21 protein-coding genes and 1 rRNA gene are annotated in these 21,266 nt (G+C 51.9%); 2 read left to right on the top strand and 20 right to left on the bottom strand.

Going from position 1 to position 21,266, the window contains the following annotated elements:
• A 5S ribosomal RNA gene (gene rrf / locus OGX75_RS21320) occupies window positions 1–82 on the top strand; the annotation flags it as partial.
• Window positions 83–212: 130 nt separating this feature from the next.
• On the opposite strand, the gene OGX75_RS13930 is transcribed toward rrf, so the two are convergent.
• From OGX75_RS13930 to OGX75_RS13900, 7 genes are all read right to left on the bottom strand, one after another.
• Window positions 213–971, bottom strand: coding sequence for an amino acid ABC transporter ATP-binding protein (locus OGX75_RS13930; protein ID WP_012135408.1), 759 nt, complete (start codon window positions 969–971; stop codon window positions 213–215).
• A gap of 7 nt (window positions 972–978) precedes the next feature.
• A complete protein-coding gene (locus OGX75_RS13925; protein WP_112001503.1) occupies window positions 979–2,082 on the bottom strand; it encodes an amino acid ABC transporter permease in 1,104 nt (367 codons plus the stop codon).
• 9 nt (window positions 2,083–2,091) lie between these two features.
• Window positions 2,092–3,273: an amino acid ABC transporter permease gene (locus tag OGX75_RS13920; protein ID WP_286451076.1), complete on the bottom strand. Its 1,182-nt coding sequence runs from the start codon at window positions 3,271–3,273 to the stop codon at window positions 2,092–2,094.
• 69 nt (window positions 3,274–3,342) lie between these two features.
• Complete coding sequence (locus tag OGX75_RS13915; RefSeq protein ID WP_286451077.1) at window positions 3,343–4,368, bottom strand: amino acid ABC transporter substrate-binding protein; 1,026 nt, start codon at window positions 4,366–4,368, stop codon at window positions 3,343–3,345.
• A gap of 433 nt (window positions 4,369–4,801) precedes the next feature.
• A complete protein-coding gene (locus OGX75_RS13910; protein WP_012135403.1) occupies window positions 4,802–5,023 on the bottom strand; it encodes a putative periplasmic lipoprotein in 222 nt (73 codons plus the stop codon).
• A gap of 269 nt (window positions 5,024–5,292) precedes the next feature.
• Window positions 5,293–8,406, bottom strand: a complete 3,114-nt coding sequence (locus OGX75_RS13905; RefSeq protein ID WP_286451079.1) for an efflux RND transporter permease subunit — start codon at window positions 8,404–8,406, stop codon at window positions 5,293–5,295.
• A gap of 11 nt (window positions 8,407–8,417) precedes the next feature.
• Window positions 8,418–9,575, bottom strand: a complete 1,158-nt coding sequence (locus tag OGX75_RS13900) for an efflux RND transporter periplasmic adaptor subunit (protein ID WP_286451080.1) — start codon at window positions 9,573–9,575, stop codon at window positions 8,418–8,420.
• A gap of 406 nt (window positions 9,576–9,981) precedes the next feature.
• On the opposite strand from OGX75_RS13900, the gene envR reads away from it, so the two are divergent.
• Entirely contained in the window at window positions 9,982–10,644 is a 663-nt protein-coding gene (envR, locus tag OGX75_RS13895; protein ID WP_286451082.1) for an acrEF/envCD operon transcriptional regulator, read from the top strand.
• A gap of 52 nt (window positions 10,645–10,696) precedes the next feature.
• Here the strand turns inward: envR and OGX75_RS13890 are convergent, their stop codons facing one another.
• The 13 genes from OGX75_RS13890 to msrP all read right to left on the bottom strand — a co-directional run bounded on the left by OGX75_RS13890 (window position 10,697) and on the right by msrP (window position 21,257).
• Entirely contained in the window at window positions 10,697–10,861 is a 165-nt protein-coding gene (locus tag OGX75_RS13890) for a DUF2556 family protein (RefSeq protein ID WP_047460895.1), read from the bottom strand.
• Between the two features lie 82 nt (window positions 10,862–10,943).
• Window positions 10,944–11,828 carry an adenine-specific DNA-methyltransferase gene (yhdJ, locus tag OGX75_RS13885; RefSeq protein WP_047460898.1) on the bottom strand — a complete coding sequence of 295 codons (885 nt, stop codon included), beginning with the start codon at window positions 11,826–11,828 and terminating at the stop codon, window positions 10,944–10,946.
• Between the two features lie 86 nt (window positions 11,829–11,914).
• Window positions 11,915–12,211 carry a DNA-binding transcriptional regulator Fis gene (fis, locus tag OGX75_RS13880; RefSeq protein WP_000462905.1) on the bottom strand — a complete coding sequence of 99 codons (297 nt, stop codon included), beginning with the start codon at window positions 12,209–12,211 and terminating at the stop codon, window positions 11,915–11,917.
• A 23-nt stretch (window positions 12,212–12,234) separates the two neighbouring features.
• Window positions 12,235–13,200: a tRNA dihydrouridine synthase DusB gene (gene dusB / locus OGX75_RS13875; protein ID WP_047460900.1), complete on the bottom strand. Its 966-nt coding sequence runs from the start codon at window positions 13,198–13,200 to the stop codon at window positions 12,235–12,237.
• A gap of 292 nt (window positions 13,201–13,492) precedes the next feature.
• Complete coding sequence (locus tag OGX75_RS13870) at window positions 13,493–14,269, bottom strand: carbonic anhydrase (protein WP_502873187.1); 777 nt, start codon at window positions 14,267–14,269, stop codon at window positions 13,493–13,495.
• A gap of 141 nt (window positions 14,270–14,410) precedes the next feature.
• On the bottom strand, window positions 14,411–15,292 hold the full coding sequence (gene prmA, locus OGX75_RS13865; protein WP_047460904.1) for a 50S ribosomal protein L11 methyltransferase: 882 nt from the start codon (window positions 15,290–15,292) through the stop codon (window positions 14,411–14,413).
• 11 nt (window positions 15,293–15,303) lie between these two features.
• Entirely contained in the window at window positions 15,304–16,755 is a 1,452-nt protein-coding gene (panF, locus tag OGX75_RS13860) for a sodium/pantothenate symporter (RefSeq protein ID WP_047460907.1), read from the bottom strand.
• On the bottom strand, window positions 16,745–16,987 hold the full coding sequence (locus tag OGX75_RS13855) for a YhdT family protein (protein WP_012135393.1): 243 nt from the start codon (window positions 16,985–16,987) through the stop codon (window positions 16,745–16,747). The genes panF and OGX75_RS13855 overlap by 11 nt, the downstream gene beginning before the upstream one ends.
• Window positions 16,988–17,093: 106 nt before the next feature.
• Window positions 17,094–18,443, bottom strand: a complete 1,350-nt coding sequence (accC, locus tag OGX75_RS13850; protein ID WP_012135392.1) for an acetyl-CoA carboxylase biotin carboxylase subunit — start codon at window positions 18,441–18,443, stop codon at window positions 17,094–17,096.
• Between the two features lie 10 nt (window positions 18,444–18,453).
• Window positions 18,454–18,924 (bottom strand): acetyl-CoA carboxylase biotin carboxyl carrier protein, encoded by a 471-nt coding sequence (accB, locus tag OGX75_RS13845; protein WP_012135391.1) that lies wholly within the window; start codon window positions 18,922–18,924, stop codon window positions 18,454–18,456.
• 22 nt (window positions 18,925–18,946) lie between these two features.
• Window positions 18,947–19,399 carry a type II 3-dehydroquinate dehydratase gene (gene aroQ, locus OGX75_RS13840; RefSeq protein ID WP_058668166.1) on the bottom strand — a complete coding sequence of 151 codons (453 nt, stop codon included), beginning with the start codon at window positions 19,397–19,399 and terminating at the stop codon, window positions 18,947–18,949.
• A 235-nt stretch (window positions 19,400–19,634) separates the two neighbouring features.
• Complete coding sequence (gene msrQ / locus OGX75_RS13835; RefSeq protein WP_012135388.1) at window positions 19,635–20,255, bottom strand: protein-methionine-sulfoxide reductase heme-binding subunit MsrQ; 621 nt, start codon at window positions 20,253–20,255, stop codon at window positions 19,635–19,637.
• Complete coding sequence (gene msrP, locus OGX75_RS13830) at window positions 20,256–21,257, bottom strand: protein-methionine-sulfoxide reductase catalytic subunit MsrP (protein WP_024130995.1); 1,002 nt, start codon at window positions 21,255–21,257, stop codon at window positions 20,256–20,258.
• Between the last annotated feature and the right edge of the window lie 9 nt (window positions 21,258–21,266).

Raw genomic sequence — 21,266 nt, 5'->3', positions numbered from 1 at the left:
CCATGCCGAACTCAGAAGTGAAACGCCGTAGCGCCGATGGTAGTGTGGGGTCTCCCCATGCGAGAGTAGGGAACTGCCAGACATCAAATCAAGCGAAGGGCCCGGTCGAAAGATCGGGCCTTTTTGCGTTTACGCGCCCTGAGAACTGCTGGATGGCGGCGGTGCCTTATCCGGCTCGCGTTCCACCTGATAAGCGCAGCGCCACCAGGCAGTTAGTGAATGACTTGCGATAAAAACGCCCGGGTGCGCTCTGATTTAGGATGGGCAAAGAACTCTTCCGGTGGCGCCTGCTCAACAATTTCACCACGATCCATAAAGATCACCCTGTCTGCTACCGTTCGGGCAAAGCCCATTTCGTGGGTGACGCAAAGCATTGTCATCCCGGACTGTGCCAGACCAATCATGGTATCCAGCACCTCTTTCACCATCTCAGGATCCAGCGCGGAAGTCGGCTCATCAAACAGCATAATTTTGGGCTTCATGCATAGCGAACGTGCAATAGCCACGCGCTGCTGTTGCCCGCCGGAAATCTGCCCTGGAAACTTATGGGCGTGCTCAGCGATGCGCACACGTTCCAGGTAATGCATCGCCAGTGCTTCAGCTTCTTTCTTTGGCATCTTCCGTACCCAAATCGGCGCCAGAGTACAGTTTTGCAATACCGTCAGATGTGGGAAGAGGTTGAAGTGCTGGAACACCATACCGACTTCCTGTCTTACCCGCTCGATATTGCGAATGTCTTCATTGAGTTCAATACCGTCTACCACAATCCGTCCTTGTTGATGTTCCTCCAGATGATTAATACAGCGAATGGTCGTGGATTTACCCGAGCCGGAAGGGCCACACAGCACGATACGCTCCCCCTGTTTCACGTTCAGATTAATGTCTTTCAGAACATGAAACTGACCGTACCATTTATTGACGTTTTCCAGCGTGATCATCGCGTCGGCAGGTTGAATTAATAATTGGCTCATAAAATCCTCAGTGCGGCGTACGCCCGGTGTTAAAACGTTTCTCCAGATGCTGGCTGTAACGCGACATGCTGAAGCAGAAAATCCAGTAAATCAGTGCGGCAAAAACATACCCTTCGGTCGACATCCCCAGCCATGCAGGGTCAACAGTTGCTTGCTGAACGCTACTGAAAAGGTCAAATAAACCGATAATGATCACCAGGCTGGTATCTTTAAACAGGGCGATAATGGTGTTCACCAGACCCGGGATTACCAGCTTCAACGCCTGGGGGAGAATGACCAGTCCCTGGGTTTTCCAGTACCCGAGCGCCAGAGATTCCGCGGCCTCATACTGCCCTTTCGGTAATGCCTGTAACCCTCCGCGTACGACCTCTGCGACGTAGGCAGACTGAAAAAGGATCACCCCGACCAGCGCCCGGATAAGTTTGTCGATACTGGTTCCTTCCGACATAAACAGCGGCAACATGACCGAAGACATAAACAGCACGGTGATTAACGGTACGCCTCGCCAGAACTCGATAAAGATAACGGAGAGCATCCGAACGATCGGCATATGAGAGCGACGGCCCAGCGCCAGCAAAATTCCCAGAGGAAGGGCACCCGCAATACCGACGGAAGCGATGATCAACGTGAGTGTTAATCCTCCCCATTGCCGCGTTTCTACCCGCTCCAGCCCGAAGAAACCGCCATACATCAGCCACCAGACAACAATGGGATAGATAACCGCCCATACGGCGATGTAGCGCCCGCGACGGGGCATTGCTTTCCAGAACATCGGCACAATGGAGGCCAGACCAACGAGTAATGCCAGGTTGATGCGCCAGCGTTGGTCATGTGGATAAAGCCCATACATAAACTGACCAAAACGTTCGTGGATAAATACCCAGCAGGCACCCGCTTTCGTGCAATCAGCACGCGTCGAACCCACCCAGTTAGCCTGTAGAAACGCCCAGTTCAGCAAGGGGGGAATGAGTATCCACATGAGCCACAGACAAAAAAGGGTTAGCAGGCTATTGGACCAACTGGAAAAGAGATTTTTACGTACCCACAAAATTATGCGACCTGCGCCGTTATTGGCCGGGCGCATGGGATGAGACAGAAGAGCTTTTGTCATCATGGTTCCTTAGCGCTCAATCAGGGCGATACGGCGGTTATAAATATTCATCAGCAGGGAAATACTGAGGCTGATGATCAGATATACCGACATGGCGATGGCGATGGTTTCAATGGCCTGACCCGTCTGGTTCAGTACCGTTCCGGCAAACAGGGAAACCATATCCGGGTAGCCGATAGCGGCGGCAAGCGATGAGTTCTTCACGATATTCAGATACTGGCTGGTCAATGGAGGAATGATCACGCGCAGTGCCTGGGGAATGATGACCTGACGTAGCGTTACCGGATTAGGGAGGCCCAGTGAACGCGCGGCTTCATGCTGGCCGTGGGGAACCGCCTGGATACCGGAACGGATGATCTCAGCAATAAATGCCGAGGTGTATACCGAAAGCGCCAGCGTCAACGCAGCCAGTTCTGGAATTAATGCCATCCCTCCCCGGAAGTTAAACCCGCGTAACTCGGGCACATCCCAGTGCAGCGCCGCGCCAAATAGCCACTGAGCGACAGCCGGCAATAGTACGATAAGCGCCAACGCTGTAGGCCATGTTCGGCGCAATTGCCCCGTCTTAATCTGGTGCGTTTTATTGAAGCGAAAGAGTCCAGTGGAGATGACGATCGCCAGAAGGATTGCCATGCAAAAAGCGATAACGCCTTCACCCAGCTGTGGTGCCGGAATATAGAGTCCCCGATTACTCAGAAAAACCAAATCCAGCGCGCTGACCGCCTGCCGTGGCCCGGGTAAATTACGCAGGACGGCAAAGTACCAGAAGAAGATTTGCAGCAATGGCGGAATATTGCGAAAGGTTTCGATGTAAATGGTCGATAACTTACGCAATAACCAGTTATCCGACAGGCGTGCAAGGCCGAGGAAAAAACCTAAAAATGACGCAAAAACAATACACAGTGCGGAGACCAACAGGGTATTGAGCAAGCCGACCAGAAAGACGCGACCGTATGTATCCCCTTGCTCGTAGTCGATCAGGTGCTGAACAATACCAAACCCGGCGCTGCGATCGAGAAACGCGAATCCTGAGGTAATCCCCCGGCTGCTCAGATTGTTAATCGTATTATGAATTAAATAGACCGCAACACTGACAACCGCAATAACGGCGAGTATTTGAAATAACCAGGCGCGGACCGCAGGGTTAGAAAAGGAGAGCATTCCTTTCACGGTTGAGCGGCGATGGGACATAAGAAAACCTCGGTAACCATAACTCTGGGCTGAGCGCCGCAGGTGCGGCGCCCGTTACATCACAACGGCTTAGCGTACGGGTGGTGCGTACTGAATGCCGCCGTTATTCCAGAGATTGTTCTGGCCTCGTTTGATCTTCAGCGGGCTTTCCGATCCCACGTTACGTTCAAAGATCTCCGCGTAGTTACCAACCTGTTTAATGATGTTGTAGGCCCATTTGTTATCCAGCTTCAGATCCTTACCGTAATCTCCTTCTTTGCCCAACAAATGCGCCATGTCCGGTGTTGCCGGATTCGCCGCTTTCTCATCTACGTTCTGCGAGTTAATTTCCATTTCTTCAGCATTCAGCATAGCGAACAGCGTCCAGCGGACGACAGAGAACCACTCATCATCGCCACGGCGCACAACGGGGCCCAGAGGCTCTTTTGAGATGACTTCAGGCAAGACGATCCATTCGGCAGGGTCGCTCAGCTTGATTCGCAGGGCATATAACTGAGACTGGTCAGAAGCCAGCGTGTCACAGCGGCCCGATTCCAGCGCTTTGGCTGACTCATCAGAGCGATCAAAGGTGACCGGGGTGTATTTCATTTTGTTGGCTTTAAAGTAATCGGCCACGTTCAGTTCGGTATCCGTGCCAGCCTGTATACAGACGGTGGCGCCGTCCAGCTCTTTAGCGCTTTTTAACCCCGCTTTGTTATGCGTCAGGAAACCAATCCCGTCGTAATACGTCACGCCAGTGAATGACATGCCCATACCTGCGTCGCGTGAAGAGGTCCAGGTTGTATTACGGGATAACAGATCGACTTCGCCGGATTGCAAGGCGGTGAAGCGTTCCTTTGCAGTGAGTGGGGTATATTTTACTTTTGTATCATCGCCAAAGACGGCTGCGGCAACGCCACGACAAACATCGACGTCAATACCCGTGAATTTACCGCTTGCATCTGCATAAGAAAAACCAGGCAGGCCGTCACTGATCCCACATTGTACGAATCCTTTTTTCTTTACGGCATCCAGTGTTGCGCCAGCATGCGCCTGATTTGCAACAGCAAGCAGCACGCCGACCGCAGCCAGGCTGGCTATCATCATCTTTTTCATAATGCATCCTGTGTGGAGAAATTATCGTTATAGAGAGACGTTCTGGAACGTCTTTACCTGTCTGTGGCTTTGGCCATACTCTTTTAAGCAAAGGTAGTGCCAGGTTTTGCGAACGAATGCTCGACGCAATATGCAGAGTGTAGACAGGAAAAAATAAATGCAGCGCCCTGAAATGGTGCGAAAATGAAACGTAAGCCACATTTTGGAGCAAAATATTTAAATTTACGGGTGCTGTACGGAATAACGATTTCGCCCGTTAATATCGGCAGGATAAGTATGATAAATGCAGTTTCACTAAGACAGAATAATGAAAAACGCCAATCTTATAGAGTAGATATGTGAGAGAAATCTATAATTAATGATTAATAATAAATCGATTATCCAGAGCTTTGCCTTATATTAAAAGCGCGGGTTGCCGCGCTTTTAATAAAACCTATTTCGTCAGGGCAACAATCCCCAGCGTCAGGCCTGCGACAGCGGCTGCGCCACCGGCAATCGCCCCCGCTGTTTCCCAGTTATCCTGCGTGGTGCCCTTCATACAGGTATTGGTATGAACCAGACGACCCTGGTCGTCATAAACCGGAACGCAAGGAGAGTCATGCGCACACCCCGCCAGCAAGGTTGTGAGCAATGCAACAGGAATTAATCTTTTCATGGTGTTACCTCAAAAATAAACGTTTCGCTACATCCAGCAAAGTCGAATGCTCCGCTAGCTGCGAACCCGACGCTATTTTATCACGCCTTAAAAAGGCACCCGCATATGGAATAATTTCAATTCATGTGGATTGTAAAAATAATGGAGAAAAGGATGGCTAAGCGGTGCATGTCTGGTAAATAGCAGGGAAAATAAATGACTATCTTTTTAATACATAAATGGATAATTATTTTGGAAAAAGGCGCCCGAAGGCGCCGTAATTTTAGTGGTTAATCATGATGCCGGTTAAAACGACGTCTTACGACCACAAAGAAGACCGGAACGAAGAAGATTGCCAGCAATGTCGCCGTCAGCATTCCTCCCATAACCCCCGTTCCCACCGCATTTTGCGCGCCACTGCCTGCGCCATGACTGATAACCAGCGGCATAACGCCGAGGATGAACGCCAGAGATGTCATCAGGATTGGGCGTAAACGCATACGCGACGCTTCAAGCGTTGCCTCAATCAACCCTCGTCCCTCTTTCTCCATCAGATCCTTGGCAAACTCCACAATCAGGATGGCGTTTTTAGCAGAAAGGCCAATGGTTGTGAGCAGGCCAACCTGGAAGTAAACGTCGTTATTCAGTCCGCGAAGCGAGGCGGCCAGCAATGCGCCGACCACGCCGAGCGGTACGACGAGCATAACGGAGAACGGAATGGACCAGCTTTCATACAATGCAGCCAGGCAAAGGAAGACCACAATCAGTGAGATTGCATACAACGCCGGAGCCTGGTTGCCGGAGAGGCGCTCCTGATACGACATGCCTGTCCAGTCATGACCAATACCGTTCGGTAATTTTGCCGCCAGGCTTTCCATTAATGCCATCGCTTCCCCGGTACTTCTGCCGGGCGCCGCTTCACCCAACAGCTCCATTGAAGGCATACCGTTGTAGCGTTCCAGACGTGGTGAGCCGTAAATCCACCGTGCCGAACTGAAGGTGGAGAACGGAACCATTTCACCGTTTGCGCTACGGACATACAGATTGTTGATGTCACCGGGCAACATGCGGAACGGCGCATCCGCCTGGACATAGACTTTCTTCACTCGTCCATGATCGATGAAATCATTCACGTACGTGCCGCCAAGCGCGGTGGAAATCGTCTGGTTGATGTCTGACAGGTTGACTCCCAGAGCCTGTGCTTTTTCCTGATCGACATCCAGCTTGAACTGTGGCGTATCTTCCAGTCCGTTAGGGCGTACGCGAACCAGCAGGTCGGGATGCTCTTTTATCATACCCAGCAACTGGTTCCGGGCTTTGGTGAGCTCCGTGTGGCCCAGGTTCGCCTGATCGATCAGTTCAAAGTCAAACCCCGTTGCCGTACCCAGCTCAATAATCGCGGGCAGGTTGAACGGGAAGACAAGACCATCCTTTATCTGGCTGAATGCCCTGGTTGCGCGGGCAACGATCGCTTCTACGCCATTTTCTTCGCCGGGGCGTTCTTCCCAGGGCTTCAGGCTAATAAAGACAATACCGGAGTTCTGCCCCTGTCCGCTAAAGCTAAAACCATTCACGGTAAAGACGGATTCAACGTTGGCTTTTTCCTGGTTCAGATAGTAGTTCTGAATCTGATCCAGCACTTGCTGCGTACGCGTCTGCGTCGCGCCAGCAGGTAACTGCACCATCGTCATGAATACGCCCTGATCTTCTTCTGGCAGGAAGGAGGTGGGTAAGCGCAGGAACAAAATGGCCATGCCGCCGACGATAAGGACATACAGCAGCAAATAACGCCCGGTCTTGCGCAAAATACCGCTGACGCTGTTACTGTAATGCCCGACGCTTTTCTCAAACAGCGTGTTAAACCACCCGAAGAAGCCACCTTTCTTTTCATGGTGATCGGCAGACGCAGGCTTAAGCAGCGTGGCGCAAAGCGCAGGCGTCAGGATGAGCGCAACCAGTACAGAAAGCGCCATTGCAGAAACGATAGTCAGCGAGAACTGGCGGTAAATTGCGCCAGTTGAGCCGCCAAAGAAGGCCATCGGCACAAATACGGCGGAAAGCACCATCGCGATCCCCACCAGCGCGCCCTGAATCTGCGACATTGATTTCTGAGTCGCTTCTTTGGGCGGTAGCTTTTCTTCCACCATCACGCGTTCGACGTTTTCCACGACGACGATAGCATCATCGACCAGCAAGCCGATGGCGAGCACCATCCCGAACATTGTTAACGTATTAATAGAGAAACCGAACGCCGCCAGGATGGCGAATGTACCCAGCAGTACAACCGGCACCGCAATGGTCGGTATCAACGTCGCGCGTATGTTTTGCAGGAAAAGATACATGACCAGGAAAACGAGGATGATTGCTTCAAACAGCGTTTTCACCACTTCATGAATCGATATTTTCACAAACGGCGTGGTGTCATACGGGTAGACCACTTTCAACCCTTGCGGGAAAAACGGTTGTAGTTCCGCAAGCTTTGCTTTAATGGCCGCTGCCGTATCCAGCGCGTTCGCGCCGGTTGCCAGCTTAATACCCAGACCTGTCGCCGCCTGGCCATTAATCTTCGTCACCATGTTGTAGTTTTCGCCGCCCAGTTCGATGCGGGCCACATCTTTAAGATGGACCATCGAACCATCCTGATTCACTTTCAGCGTGATGCGGCCAAACTCTTCAGGCGTTTTCAGGCGTGTTTGCGCGATGATAGAGGCGTTAAGCTGCTGTCCCGGGATGGAAGGCGTCCCGCCCAGTTGGCCTGCGGCAATCTGGTTGTTCTGCGTTTTCAGCTGGTTAATAACATCTAACGGCGTCAGTTGGTATTTGTTTAACGCATTGCTGTCGAGCCAGATACGCATCGCGTACTGCGCGCCAAACAGTTGGACGTCGCCGACGCCGGATGTCCGGCTGATGGTATCTTTAACGTTAGACGCCACATAATCGGAAATGTCATCCTGCGTCAGGTTCTTATTGTCGGAAACAAAACCGGCCACCAGAAGGAAGCTACTGCTTGATTTCTCGACGCTGATACCTTGCTGCTGTACTTCCTGCGGCAACAAAGGCATGGCCAGTTGCAGTTTATTTTGTACCTGAACCTGCGCGATATCCGGGTCGGTACCGGACTGGAACGTCAACGTAATAGTTACGCTACCGGACGAGTCGCTGGTGGACGACATATACATCAGGTTATCGATACCGTTCATATTCTGTTCGATAACCTGCGTTACGGTATCCTGCACCGTTTGCGCGTCCGCTCCCGGGTAGGTTGCGGAAATCGCAACGGCGGGCGGCGCGATGGTCGGGTACTGCGCAACGGGCAGCTGCATGATCGCCAGGGCGCCGGCCATCATGAGAATGATGGCCAGAACCCAGGCAAAAATCGGGCGATTAATAAAAAAGTTTGCCATGTCCGGTTACCTTATTGCGCTGCATTCGCCGCAGGGGCATCGGTGGTGGCTTTAACCTGTTCGCCCGGGCGGGCTTTCTGCAAGCCGCTGACGATAACTTTGTCGCCCGGTTGCAACCCTTTGCTGATTAACCATTTATCGCCGATCGCCTGAGTAGCGATAACGTCGCGCGCTTCAACCTGATCTTTATCATTGACGATCATCACCATCGCATCGCCACGCGGCGTACGCGTTACGCCCTGCTGTGGAACGAGAATGGCATTGGGCTGAATGCCTTCATCAATTCGCGCGCGGACAAACATACCGGGAAGCAGGGTGTGCTGAGGATTGGGGAAAACAGCCCGAAGGGTGATAGAACCGGTACTTTCATCTACCGTAACGTCGGAAAATTGCAGCGTGCCTTTCAGCGGGTACGCCTGACCATTTTCCATTACCAACTCGACGTTGCTGCGGGTGTTGTCTTTGTGCAGGCTACCCTGCTCGACGGACTGCCTGAGACGCATAAAATCGCTGCTGGACTGCGTCACATCAACGTAAATAGGGTCAAGCTGTTGCACGGTCGCCAGTTCGGTTGCCTGACCATTGGTCACCAGCGCGCCTTCGGTGACACTGGATTTACCAATGCGGCCGCTGATCGGTGAAGTCACTTTGGTGTAGGTGAGGTTGATGCGCGCGCTTTCTACTGCGGCTTTTGCGGCGATAACGGCGGCATCGGCCTGACGAGCATCGGCGATGGCCTGGTCGTACTCTTGTTGGCTAATGTATTTTGTGCCAACCAGCGGAACGTAGCGTTTAACCGTTAAGTGTGCAATGGCGGCGGCAGCTTCGCTTTTTGCCAGCTCGCCTTTGGCGCTGTCGTAATCAGCCTGATAAGTCGCCGGGTCAATCTGATAAAGCGACTGGCCTGCTTCGATATCGCTACCTTCGGTGAAATTCCTTTTCAGTACAATGCCGCTGACCTGAGGCCGGACTTCCGCAATACGAAATGGCGTCGTGCGCCCCGGCAGCTCGGTCGTCACCGCTAAGGGAGCAGATTCGACTACGTGGACGGTGACTTGCGGCTCAGCAGGGTGAGCTTGCGTATCTCCCTGATCGTTACAACCGGCGAGTAACGCTGCGGAGATTATGATGAATGAGGGCAGGAGTGCAAACCTGGCATGTTTCGTCATTACTGTTCCTTAGAAAACCGAAGCTCGTTATTTACCGGATAACGGTAAGGCGTTAACGCGCACAAATAAAATAGCAGTTGGCTATCCTACAAATTATCAGCTCGTGATGTAAGCAATACTTATTTCTGGTCGTCATGCACGGCACGTAAAAGCAAAAAAAGATTAATATCCCGTCGTTTCATAATGCGGTGGAAAAGTAAAACCCTGTCTTTCATTAACACAAATAGAAATATACATTCTTTTGGTGAATAGTTTTATTTGATTCATTTGTATTTATTATTTATTTGGATGTATTGTGCGTAATAATACACGAGGACTCTCGTTTAAATAAAAATGAAGTGATACATTTGCGCGTTATCCCTGAACAGTATTTACTGTCATCCTCCGGTTTCAGACACATTTCATTATGGCCAGGAAAACAAAAGCGGACGCCCTCAGAACCCGACAACACTTGATTGAAACAGCGATCGTACAGTTCGCCTTGCACGGGGTCAGCAGCACCACGCTAAACGACATTGCAGACGCCGCGAATGTTACGCGGGGCGCTATCTATTGGCATTTTGAGAACAAGACGCAGTTGTTTAATGAGGTATGGGGTCAGCAACCACCGCTACGCGATCTCATTCAGGACAGGTTAACAACGTGTGGGGGCGATAATCCGCTACAGAATTTGCGTGAAAAACTGATTGCCGCTTTGCAATATATTGCTGAGGTGCCCCGGCAACAGGCATTAATGCAGATTTTATATCATAAATGTGAATTTCATAATGATATGATATCAGAACAGGATATTCGGGAAAAAATAGGCTTCAGTTATCAGATAATGCGTGAAGCATTACAGCAATGTATGAATAAAGGACTGATTGCGACCGGTCTTGATGTCGAGGTCAATTTAATTGTGCTTCATGGCAGTTTTAGCGGAATCGTAAAGAACTGGTTAATGAATCCTTCCAGTTATGATCTCTATAAGCAGGCGCCGCAATTAGTGGATAATGTATTAAAAATGTTAGTTCCGAATGGCAATGTGATGGTATTAACGCAGAATAACAAGCCGGTCGTGGAAGCGTAACGGTTATCCCCAACTGTGCGTCGGCATAATTTGCATAGAACTGGCTGGCGTACTACTCAAGGTCGGCGCAGTTGACGAGTTTGAGCGGGTTAACCGAATTCATGTTGCGGCATTTATCGTATTCCGTTGTCATCAGTTCGATCCACTGCATGAGTAATGCGTCAAAAAGGAAAACGGAGACTGCGAAAACAACCAGCCACCAATACTTACGAATCATTGCCAAATCCTGTGTATTCATGCCCAAGCGTGCAAGGAATATACACGAAACAACGCGGCAGAAAAGCAGACTTACAATGCTTTTACTTCACCTGAGACGTATCCGTCATTTCGGTCATTCGGCTCTTTTTGGACAGGTTTGTTGTCTTGCGCTTTTTCACCTTTGCCAGCTCGTTTTCCGCATAGTGAGAGGTGACGTTCAGCCTTCTGATGCCCATTTTTACGTATTCATTGTTGATTTCGATGCCGACAAATTTGCGCCCGGTTTCCACGGCTACGGCGCCCGTCGTGAAGCTTCCGGCGAAGGGATCTAACACCGTGTCGCCCGGGTTTGAGGAGGCCAGGATGATCCGGCTCAATAGCGCTCTGGGTTTTTGCGTGGGATGGTTCTCATACTCATCCATTAAGTAGCGGACGCGGGGAAAATCCCAGACGTTTCCGGGGACTTTTTGCGTGTTGTAGGGCTGGGGCGGATTTTTGCGGTAATCGATCAACGCTCTTTTTGCGCCGGTTTTGGTTTCAACCAGGATGTCATCACGATTAAACGTATAGTTCTTCGCATCTTTTACCATCATCAGGATGGGTTCATACATTGAGCCAAAATACTTTTTGGCCTGCACGCCTGAGCTGTCGTACGACCATATGATGCGGCTTTTGATATCGAACAGTTTCCTGCATTTGAGGTCGAGATAGGGCATGTTCTCTGTGCTGTTCATGATGTACATCGTGCCGTGTTTTTTCAGCACCCGATGGCACTCATCAATGCATTCAAACAGCCAGGCCAAAAAGGTCTCTTCGTCCCAGGACTCCACCAGACCGTCAAAATTTTTTCCGATGTTGTAGGGCGGGTCGGCAAAAATTAAATCGGCACTTTCCGGGGGCAGTTTTTTCAATTCTGAAAGCGCATCACCGTGAATGATCTTCTTCGATTCATCGCCAAAATATTGCGGCTCAAATCCGACATTCATGAACAAACTCCTGTCTGACGCGAATAAAAAAGGCGCTTCCCCATGCCGAGTAGCGCCTTTTTAAACAAGCAATTAGCTAATCGAAATTAGTTCATGCCGTATTTTTTCAATTTTTTACGCAGCGTACCACGGTTGATGCCCATCATCAGGGCAGCACGGGTCTGGTTACCACGGGTGTATTGCATCACCATGTCCAACAGGGGCTGTTCTACTTCAGCCAGTACCAGCTCATAGAGGTCATTAACATCCTGACCGTTCAGTTGAGCAAAATAGTTCTTCAGTGCCTGTTTAACCGAGTCACGCAGGGGCTTTTGAGTCACCTGATCCTGAGAGTTAACGGTAGAAACGGTCAGTACGTCAGAATTTACGCGTTGTTCGAACATAGTTCTGTCAGCTCTTTATTTCATTACGCAAAATTTTCGAAGTATGCCTCCAACGCCTCCAGCTGTTCGCTGGCATCCTCAATGGCGTTGAATGTGCGCCGAAACTGGTCATTTGGAGCGTGCTCCTGGAGATACCAGGAGACGTGTTTACGTGCAATTCGGTACCCTTTTGCCTGGCCATAAAAGTCATGCAGTTCCCGAACATGCGCGCAAAGCAAGCGCTTAACCTCTGCCAAAGGCAGGGGGGGTAGCAACTCCCCAGTGTCCAGATAATGCTGGATTTCCCGAAAGATCCAGGGTCTTCCCTGAGCTGCGCGGCCTATCATCAGGGCATCCGCCCCCGTATAGTTGAGCACAGCTCTGGCTTTATGCGGGTCAGTAATGTCGCCATTCGCGATAATCGGAATGGAAACTTTCTGCTTAACTGCCCGAATACTGTCGTATTCAGCATCTCCATTGAACAAACAGGCGCGGGTGCGTCCATGAATGGTCAGAGCCTGAATGCCACAGTCTTCAGCCAGTTGGGCAATCTCTACGCAGTTACGGTGTTCCGGGGCCCAGCCGGTGCGAATCTTCAGGGTGACAGGAACGTCCACTGCACTCACGACCTCGGTTAGTATCGACTTCACTAAATCCGGGTACTGCAAGAGGGCTGAACCTGCGAGCTTGCGATTCACTTTTTTAGCCGGACACCCCATATTGATATCAATAATCTGGGCGCCGCTTTCCACGTTAATACGTGCGGCATCAGCCATCTCAACAGGGTCGCTACCGGCGATTTGCACCGTGCGAACGCCTGGCTCATCAACGTGCACCATCCGTAAACGAGATTTGTCGCTTTCCCAAACCTGCGGGTTAGAAGACATCATCTCGGATACCGTCAATCCTGCTCCCATCTCATAGCACAGCGTCCGAAAAGGTCTGTCAGTAATGCCAGCCATGGGCGCTGCGATCAGGCGATTTCTAAGCTGGTATTGTCCGATGCGCATGAGTTAAGAAATGACCATACTGTGACTGCAAGGCGGCGTATATTACGCATTTTTTGCACGAGATGAAAGGCCAAACTTTGACCAATCCTCTGAGGTGGATCAAAGAATCGCAGTTAAGATGAATGATGAGAATTAATTAACTTTATAAATCATTGCGTTATAAAATGAGGCCGAATTTTTATACGCTTACAATTTTGCGTAACTTCTCATTTTTTCTTCTATGGCTGACGGCTGGACAACATAATCTGCTGATTTAACCAGCAGATTATCGTTTCATAGTGTGATCACCGCCTCATTTCAGGACAGGATCGCGAAGCGTCGGTATCGACCATTCGTTAATGACGCGGCCATTCAAAGGCTGGACAGGGCGATTGTTGGCAGGGTGTATCGTATGGCGAAATTTTTCCAGTTGACCGGCAGAAAGCGTCATAGGCTGTTTCAGGACAATCCAGGTTACGCCTTCGCTACAGGGAGGCGTCGTTAACGAACCGCTAAAGCGCCAGTAGGTTCTGTCTTCCGGCAACAGCAGATTGATATCGACGGGGGAAAGCAACGGTATGCTGTCGCCCGGGGTTGCCGGGATGGATTGCCATAAACGTTCAATTGCCTCATTTGGCTCACCGATATCAAACATGACGGCAACGACGGCAATCTCACCTTCCTGGTTTTTGTGCGTCAGGTGCAGCTCCATCGCATAGTGTTTACCATTGATGGTATTTTCACTTGGGGCATGAAAATGAAATTCTGCTAAAGCATAAGGCTGATCGTCAATCTGAGCGAAAGCAGAAGAATAGGGGTTCATTGTTACCTGAAGAGTGTGGTTAACGTTCAGGAGCATGTCGGCGCGATCGATGTACTGTACGTTAAGCGGCGGGAGCTGGATTTCATTCGTGGTGAGAATATCAACAGGGGACTGGCTCATCCCGGTCTGGCACAGTTTGTATGCTTTATTGATTTCACCCCAGTGCGCGGGAGAGGTGTCGCCTTCATAGCTCCAGTCAGTTGCCGAACCGGATACGGGCATCATACAGATTGCCAGAAAGGCAGTGGCCAAAGAAATTAACTTCATGCATTTACCCGATGAATTGAAAACAACATAACATTATGTAAATCAATCAATTATAAAGAATATTGTATCGATGACGAGCAGGAGAGGAAAGCGAATCGTGTGAAAAAGGCGTGGCCAGATGACCACGCCGGAAAGGACTGATTATTTTTTACGACCGGTAATGCGGCACCACTCTTCTTTCTCTACCACCGGGTCGAGCGTAAAGAGTTCGGTATAGGCTTCGCATACGCTTTCCGCCTGGCTGGCCAGGATGCCGGAAAGCCCCAGTAAACCGCCCTCAACGGGCAGTACGCTGATTAACGGGGCCAGTTCACGTAATGGGCCAGCCAGGATGTTAGCGACCACCACATCGGCTTTCATGGCTTCTGGCTGGTCTTTGGGGAGGTAGAGCTCCAGACGCTCAGATACGCCGTTGCGCTCTGCGTTATCACGGCTGGCCTGGATCGCCTGCGGATCGATATCGATCCCGATAGCTTTCGCAGCGCCCAGTTTTAATGCGGCAATCGCCAGGATGCCGGAACCGCAGCCAAAGTCGATCACCGTCTTACCGTTCAGATCAAGCCCGTCGAGCCATTGCAGGCAGAGGGACGTGGTGGGATGCGTGCCGGTACCGAAGGCCAGACCCGGGTCCAGCATGACGTTGACGGCGTTCTCATCCGGTACATCGCGCCAGCTCGGGCAAATCCACAGACGCTCGCCAAAGCGCATCGGGTGAAAGTTGTCCATCCATTCGCGTTCCCAGTCTTTATCTTCCAGTTGCTCAATCTTATGCGCGAAACCCGCGCCCAGCAGCGGATGATGCTCAAGGATTGCCACCACCTCTTTCATGTCGGTTTCGGCATCGAACAGGCCGATAACGTCGGTATCGCCCCACAGACGCGTTTCACCTGGCAACGGTTCAAATACCGGCGTGTCGTGCGTGTCCTGGAAGGTCACAGAGACCGCGCCGGTTTCCACCAGCGCATCGCTAAGTTCTTCGGCGTTCGTACCGGTCGTATTCAGTTTCAGTTGGATCCACGGCATGGCAAAACTCTTTATTTATCAGTAGTCAATAAGGTGGCTTGCTGGGCAGATGAACCAAAACGGTTTCCGGCCAGAAAAGCCAATAAACTGAGCAGTAGCGAGGGCACGATGGGGTGAAAGCCCAGGTACTGAACGTTAAAGGTGGCGAGCACGGCATACAACACGCCGCCAATGATCATAGCGCTTAGCGCGCCTGTCGCGTTTGCACGCTCCCAGTACAGGCCCAGCACCAGCGGCCATAAGAACACCGCTTCCAGGCCGCCGAAAGCCAGCAGGTTAAGCCAGATAATCATTTCCGGCGGTTTCCAGGCCGCGAGCAGCAGCAGCGCGCCTAACAGCAGCGTGATGATGGCTGACATCCGCTTCAGGCGAGTTTCGTTATGCATTTGCTCCGGGCGAATATTCAGATAGAGATCTTTAATGATCGTAGCGGAACTTTGCAGCAACTGGGCATTGATTGTCGACATAATGGCCGCCATCGGCGCGGCGAGAAAGATGCCGGCGGCAATCGGCGGCAGAACCTTAACCATCAGCGTTGGAATGACCAGGTCCGGTACGGTCAGGTCAGGGATCACCGCCCGTCCCAGCGCGCCCGCCAGGTGCATACCGAACATCAGGATCGCCACCACAATCGTGCCGATGATAATGCCGCGATGCACCGCTTTACTGTCTTTATAGGAGATGCAACGCACGGCAGTATGCGGCAGGCCGATCACGCCAAAGCACACCAGCACCCAGAATGAGGTCATAAAGGTCGGTGACAGAATGTCATCCGCGCCCTGCGGCGTCACCAGTTTCGGGTCGATCGTTTGCAGGGTTTCGACTGCGTGTCCGAGGCCGCCTGCCGCATGAACCACGCCGACCAACAGGACGATGGTGCCAATCAGCATGACCATGCCCTGCATCGTATCGTTGAGCACGCTGGCGCGAAAACCGCCAAATGCGGTATACAACGCGATGCTGACGCCAAAGATTAACAGCCCTGTTTCGTAGGGGATGCCCGCTGCGGTCTCAAGCAGACGCGCGCCGCCAATAAACTGTACGGTCATCGCCCCGACGAAAGCCACCAGCAGGCTGAGGCTTGCCAGCCAGACCAGCAGACGGCTTTGATAGCGGGCAAACAGCATATCGTTAAGGGTGACGGCGTTGTAGCGCCGCGCCAGAATAGCGAACTTCTTACCCAGAATACCCAGCGAGAGCCAGACGGCGGGTAGCTGGATCATCGCCAGCAATACCCAGCCCAGGCCGTATTTATAGGCCGCGCCCGGGCCGCCGATAAATGAGCTGGCGCTGATGTAGGTGGCGGTCAGCGTCATCGCCAATACAATTCCGCCCATCGAACGGCTACCGAGGAAATACTCATTCAGGAAGGTGCCCGTCGTCCTTTTTCGCATGGCATAGACCGACAGACCAAACACCACCAGCAGATAGGCGATAAGCGGCAGAATGACTTCAAGCTGCATCATCGTCCTCCAGAGGAATGTCGCGATAGATAAATTTCACCATAGCCCAGCACAGTAAAATGAAAACAAGCGGCGTCAGCAGGCAGGCCATTTCAAACCAGTGCGGAAGGCCCGTTATGCCGGGTGCCGCACCTGGTAAGTAAGCAGTCACCAACCACGCAGCCAGATACAGAAGGGTCAGCCACAGCGCCCAACGCGCCTCTTTGTTGGCCTGAACAAAACGCGTGTCCATTTTTTGTCCCTTGTGGATGAAGAAAGCGGGGATTGTACCTTATGGGATGTACCGGAGGGAAAAAAACAAAAGGCCGGAAAACCGGCCTTTTTCAGTTAACGCACGCTTATTTTTCCTGAAGACCGAGTTTCTTCTCCAGATAGTGGATGTTGGTGCCACCGTGCTGGAAGTGCTCGTCGTTCATGATGCGGGTTTGCAGGTCAATGTTGGTTTTGATGCCATCAATGATCAGTTCCTGCAATGCGTTTTTCATACGGGCAATCGCCACGTCACGGTTTTCACCGTAGCAGATCAGCTTGCCGATCATGGAGTCATAGTACGGCGGTACGGTGTAACCCGCGTAGATATGGGACTCCCAGCGTACGCCAAAGCCGCCCGGCGCGTGGAAACGCGTGATTTTACCCGGGCTTGGCAGGAAGGTGTTCGGGTCTTCGGCGTTGATACGGCATTCTACCGCATGGCCTTTCACCACAACTTCTTCCTGCTTGATGGACAGCGGCTGGCCCGCAGCGATACGCAGCTGTTCTTTGATCAGGTCAACGCCGGTGATCATTTCAGTAACCGGGTGTTCTACCTGAATACGGGTGTTCATTTCGATGAAATAGAACTCGCCGTTTTCGAACAGGAACTCAAACGTACCTGCTCCGCGATAGCCGATATCGACACACGCTTTGGAGCAACGCTCGCCGATGTAACGACGCAGTTCCGGGGTAATGCCCGGCGCTGGCGCTTCTTCGACCACTTTCTGGTGACGACGCTGCATGGAGCAGTCACGTTCTGCCAGATAGATAGCGTTACCCTGGCCGTCAGCCAACACCTGAATTTCGATGTGGCGTGGGTTTTCCAGGTATTTTTCCATGTACACCATGTCATTGCTGAAGGCTGCTTTCGCTTCCGCTTTGGTCATGGAAATGGATTGCGCCAGTTCGGCATCGCCGCGCACAACGCGCATACCGCGACCGCCGCCGCCGCCGGACGCTTTGATAATAACCGGGTAGCCGATGCGTTTTGCAATGGCGCGGTTTTTATCCATATCGTCGCCCAACGGGCCGTCAGAACCCGGTACGCATGGAACGCCAGCCTGCTTCATTGCGCTGATTGCGGACACTTTATCGCCCATCAGGCGGATGGTGTCGGCCTTCGGGCCAATGAAGATAAAGCCGGAGCGTTCAACCTGCTCAGCGAAGTTGGCGTTCTCAGACAAGAAGCCGTAACCCGGATGGATTGCCACCGCGCCGGTGATTTCAGCGGCGCTGATGATAGCCGGGATGTTCAGATAGCTTTTTACGGACGGAGCCGGGCCAATACAGACCGTCTCATCCGCCAGCAATACGTGTTTTAAATCGCGATCCGCGCTTGAGTGCACAGCCACGGTCTTGATACCCAGTTCTTTACAGGCACGAAGAATACGCAGTGCAATCTCGCCACGGTTGGCGATGACAATTTTATCCAGCATGTTCGCCTCGTTATTCGATGACGACCAGCGGCTCGTCAAATTCTACCGGCTGACCACTTTCGACCAGAATTGCTTTCACCACGCCGGATTTATCGGCTTCGATCTGGTTCATCATTTTCATGGCTTCAACGATGCACAGGGTATCGCCCGCGTTAACTTTCTGACCGACTTCGACGAATGCTTTCGCATCCGGGCTCGGGGTGCGGTAGAAAGTACCAACCATTGGGGAACGTACGATGTGACCACTGATTTCCGCTGATGCAGCAGGCGCTTCCATTGCTGGAACAGCCGCCGGAGCGACAGCGTTAGACAGAGCTGGCTGCTGCATTGGCGCAGCATAAGCTTGTTGCATCACCGGAAAACCTGCGTTTGGCGCGGTGCGGCTGATGCGCACAGACTCTTCGCCTTCAGAAATTTCCAGTTCGGAGATGCCTGATTCTTCAACCAGCTCGATCAGTTTTTTAATCTTACGAATATCCATGAGTGGGTTCCGTACTCTTTGTTTAGTGTGATTGTGACAGGCGTTTTACCGCCGTCTGTAAAGCGTATGAGTAACCGTCAGCGCCGAATCCGCAAATGACGCCAGCCGCAATATCGGAAAGATACGAATGCTGGCGAAACGGTTCCCGCGCATGTACGTTGCTCAGGTGAATCTCGATAAACGGGATGCTCACCGCGAGCAGCGCATCGCGAATCGCAACACTGGTGTGCGTAAACGCGGCCGGATTAATCAGGATATAGTCCACAGTGTCTTTAGCCTGATGAATACGGTCGATGAGTGCGTACTCCGCGTTAGACTGCAAATGATCCAGCGTCACATTCAGCGCGTCGGCCTCTGCATTCAAACGGTTAACAATTTCCGTTAGTGTCAGGGTGCCGTACTTATCGGGTTCACGGGTGCCGAGCATATTAAGGTTCGGACCGTTTAAAAGCAAAATGTGTGATTTGTCGGCCATCGTGCAGCTATCTCCTGCGATTCTCCGGTAAAAAACAAAATATACCTTTGATGCGCGATTGTCACCCTTTCAGCGGCTTAAAAACCCTGTCCGGGAAACCAAGGTCGCACATTATAACGATTTCGTAGCATTTGGCAGCTAAATACTGGTCTTATCAGGGAAGATTATCAACTGCTAACACGCAAAGACCCAAGGCGAGTCCTGGTTTTGCAACAAACCGCACATAACGGAGGCGTTACAGCATTTTGCCCGCAAACGACCGCCACCACTGGCGAAATGTCTTGTAGCGCCAGGCTAAAAGCACCAGCGCCAGCAGGGCATAAATGACTGGCTGCGGCGATAAAATTTTTACCGACCACAGATAATGAATGGGAGCCAGAATCGCGACAAGATAAACGAAGTTATGCAAACGTTGCCAGCGTTTCCCCAGTTTTCGTTGCGCCGCCTGCGTGGAGGTCAACGTAAGGGCGAATAAAATGAACCAACTGATAATGCCCAACGTTAAATAAGGACGAGTGATTAACTCCTGGCCCAGCAGCGCCAGATTATTTATGCCCAGTTCAAGTAGCGCATAGCTGGTTAAATGCAGCGTGGCCCAGGCGAAGCACCATAACCCTAACAAGCGGCGGGTGCGGATCAATAATGGCTGTTTAGCGTAACGCGCCAGCGGTGAAACCAGCAAGGTGGCGAGCAAGAATTTCAGCGCTGTCCTACCGGTAAAGTGTTGAATATCTTTGACCGGATCGGCGCTGAGCCCTCCCTGATTCACCGCCCAGACGAGCCAGAGAAACGGTAATAATCCGGCAAGATGCAGCAGTACTTTTAGCCAGACGATCTGTTTTTGTGTCAGACGCACTTAGAAATTCTCCCGCAGATCCAGACCGCGATATAAAGACGCCACTTCACTGGCATAGCCGTTAAACAGCAGCGTCGGCTGTCTTTGTACATCCAGAATGCCGCCCGCGCCAATAAAACGCTCGGTCGCCTGTGACCAGCGCGGATGATCAACGTGCGGATTCACGTTGGCGTAAAATCCGTATTCGTTTGGCGCGGCCAGATTCCAGGTGGTCGGCGGGCGTTCGCGGGTCAGTTTAATACTGACGATCGACTTAATCCCCTTGAACCCGTATTTCCACGGCACCGTCAGACGGATGGGCGCGCCGTTTTGCGGCGGCAGCGCTTTACCATAGACGCCGACAGTCAGCAGCGTGAGCGGGTGCATTGCCTCGTCCAGACGCAATCCTTCGACGTAAGGGTATTTTAGCCCGCCGCCGATAAAGCGATCTTTTTGTCCCGGCATATCATCGGGCGCGTAGATCGTTTCGAACGCCACATAGTTGGCATTGCTGGTGGGTTCGACCAGTGCGAGCAGTTTATGTAAGGGGAAGCCAATCCAGGGAACCACCATCGACCATGCTTCAACGCAGCGCATACGATAGATTCGCTCTTCCAGCGGGAAACGCGTCGTGAGCGCATCGTGATCGAGCGTTAGGGGTTTCGCCACTTCGCCGCTAATTTTCAACGTCCAGGGATCGGTTTTCAGGCTACCCGCGTTGGCGGCCGGGTCTGCTTTATCGAGGCCGAATTCATAGAAATTATTATAACCGGTGACTTTGTTTTCCGGCGTTAACGGGAGGTCGTTTTGCCAGGCGGCGGGTTTGCTGAAATCAAGCGGCTTACCGGCAGGCGCAGGGGGACGATCGTTGCCTTTAAACCAGCTCAGCAGGTCGGCCTGGGCGGTGGCGGGCAGAGAAAGGGCGGCCGCGCTGATGCCTAAAGCTTTCAGTACCTGGCGGCGCTGCAACATAAAAACGGACTCCGCGGTTACGTCGGCTTCCGTCAGTTTTTTCATTTTCATAGCATCCTC

The organism is Citrobacter sp. CK199 (assembly GCF_030333285.1).
GTDB lineage: Bacteria > Pseudomonadota > Gammaproteobacteria > Enterobacterales > Enterobacteriaceae > Citrobacter_B > Citrobacter_B koseri.
Note: the sequence above shows the minus strand (reverse complement) of the source record. Positions and strands in the feature narration are given on the sequence as shown.

Coding starts and splice junctions, on each gene's coding strand:
- OGX75_RS13855 (WP_012135393.1), bottom strand. CDS start 16,987: ATGGACACGCGTTTTGTTCAGGCCAACAAAGAGGCGCGTTGGGCGCTG.
- OGX75_RS13870 (WP_502873187.1), bottom strand. CDS start 14,269: ATGAAGTTAATTTCTTTGGCCACTGCCTTTCTGGCAATCTGTATGATG.
- OGX75_RS13905 (WP_286451079.1), bottom strand. CDS start 8,406: ATGGCAAACTTTTTTATTAATCGCCCGATTTTTGCCTGGGTTCTGGCC.
- msrP (WP_024130995.1), bottom strand. CDS start 21,257: ATGAAAATGAAAAAACTGACGGAAGCCGACGTAACCGCGGAGTCCGTT.
- aroQ (WP_058668166.1), bottom strand. CDS start 19,399: ATGGCCGACAAATCACACATTTTGCTTTTAAACGGTCCGAACCTTAAT.
- OGX75_RS13915 (WP_286451077.1), bottom strand. CDS start 4,368: ATGAAAAAGATGATGATAGCCAGCCTGGCTGCGGTCGGCGTGCTGCTT.
- fis (WP_000462905.1), bottom strand. CDS start 12,211: ATGTTCGAACAACGCGTAAATTCTGACGTACTGACCGTTTCTACCGTT.
- accC (WP_012135392.1), bottom strand. CDS start 18,443: ATGCTGGATAAAATTGTCATCGCCAACCGTGGCGAGATTGCACTGCGT.
- OGX75_RS13910 (WP_012135403.1), bottom strand. CDS start 5,023: ATGAAAAGATTAATTCCTGTTGCATTGCTCACAACCTTGCTGGCGGGG.
- accB (WP_012135391.1), bottom strand. CDS start 18,924: ATGGATATTCGTAAGATTAAAAAACTGATCGAGCTGGTTGAAGAATCA.
- prmA (WP_047460904.1), bottom strand. CDS start 15,292: ATGCCGTGGATCCAACTGAAACTGAATACGACCGGTACGAACGCCGAA.
- envR (WP_286451082.1), top strand. CDS start 9,982: ATGGCCAGGAAAACAAAAGCGGACGCCCTCAGAACCCGACAACACTTG.
- panF (WP_047460907.1), bottom strand. CDS start 16,755: ATGCAGCTTGAAGTCATTCTGCCGCTTATCGCCTATCTGCTGGTGGTG.
- OGX75_RS13925 (WP_112001503.1), bottom strand. CDS start 2,082: ATGACAAAAGCTCTTCTGTCTCATCCCATGCGCCCGGCCAATAACGGC.
- OGX75_RS13890 (WP_047460895.1), bottom strand. CDS start 10,861: ATGATTCGTAAGTATTGGTGGCTGGTTGTTTTCGCAGTCTCCGTTTTC.
- OGX75_RS13900 (WP_286451080.1), bottom strand. CDS start 9,575: ATGACGAAACATGCCAGGTTTGCACTCCTGCCCTCATTCATCATAATC.
- dusB (WP_047460900.1), bottom strand. CDS start 13,200: ATGCGCATCGGACAATACCAGCTTAGAAATCGCCTGATCGCAGCGCCC.
- yhdJ (WP_047460898.1), bottom strand. CDS start 11,828: ATGAATGTCGGATTTGAGCCGCAATATTTTGGCGATGAATCGAAGAAG.
- OGX75_RS13920 (WP_286451076.1), bottom strand. CDS start 3,273: ATGTCCCATCGCCGCTCAACCGTGAAAGGAATGCTCTCCTTTTCTAAC.
- OGX75_RS13930 (WP_012135408.1), bottom strand. CDS start 971: ATGAGCCAATTATTAATTCAACCTGCCGACGCGATGATCACGCTGGAA.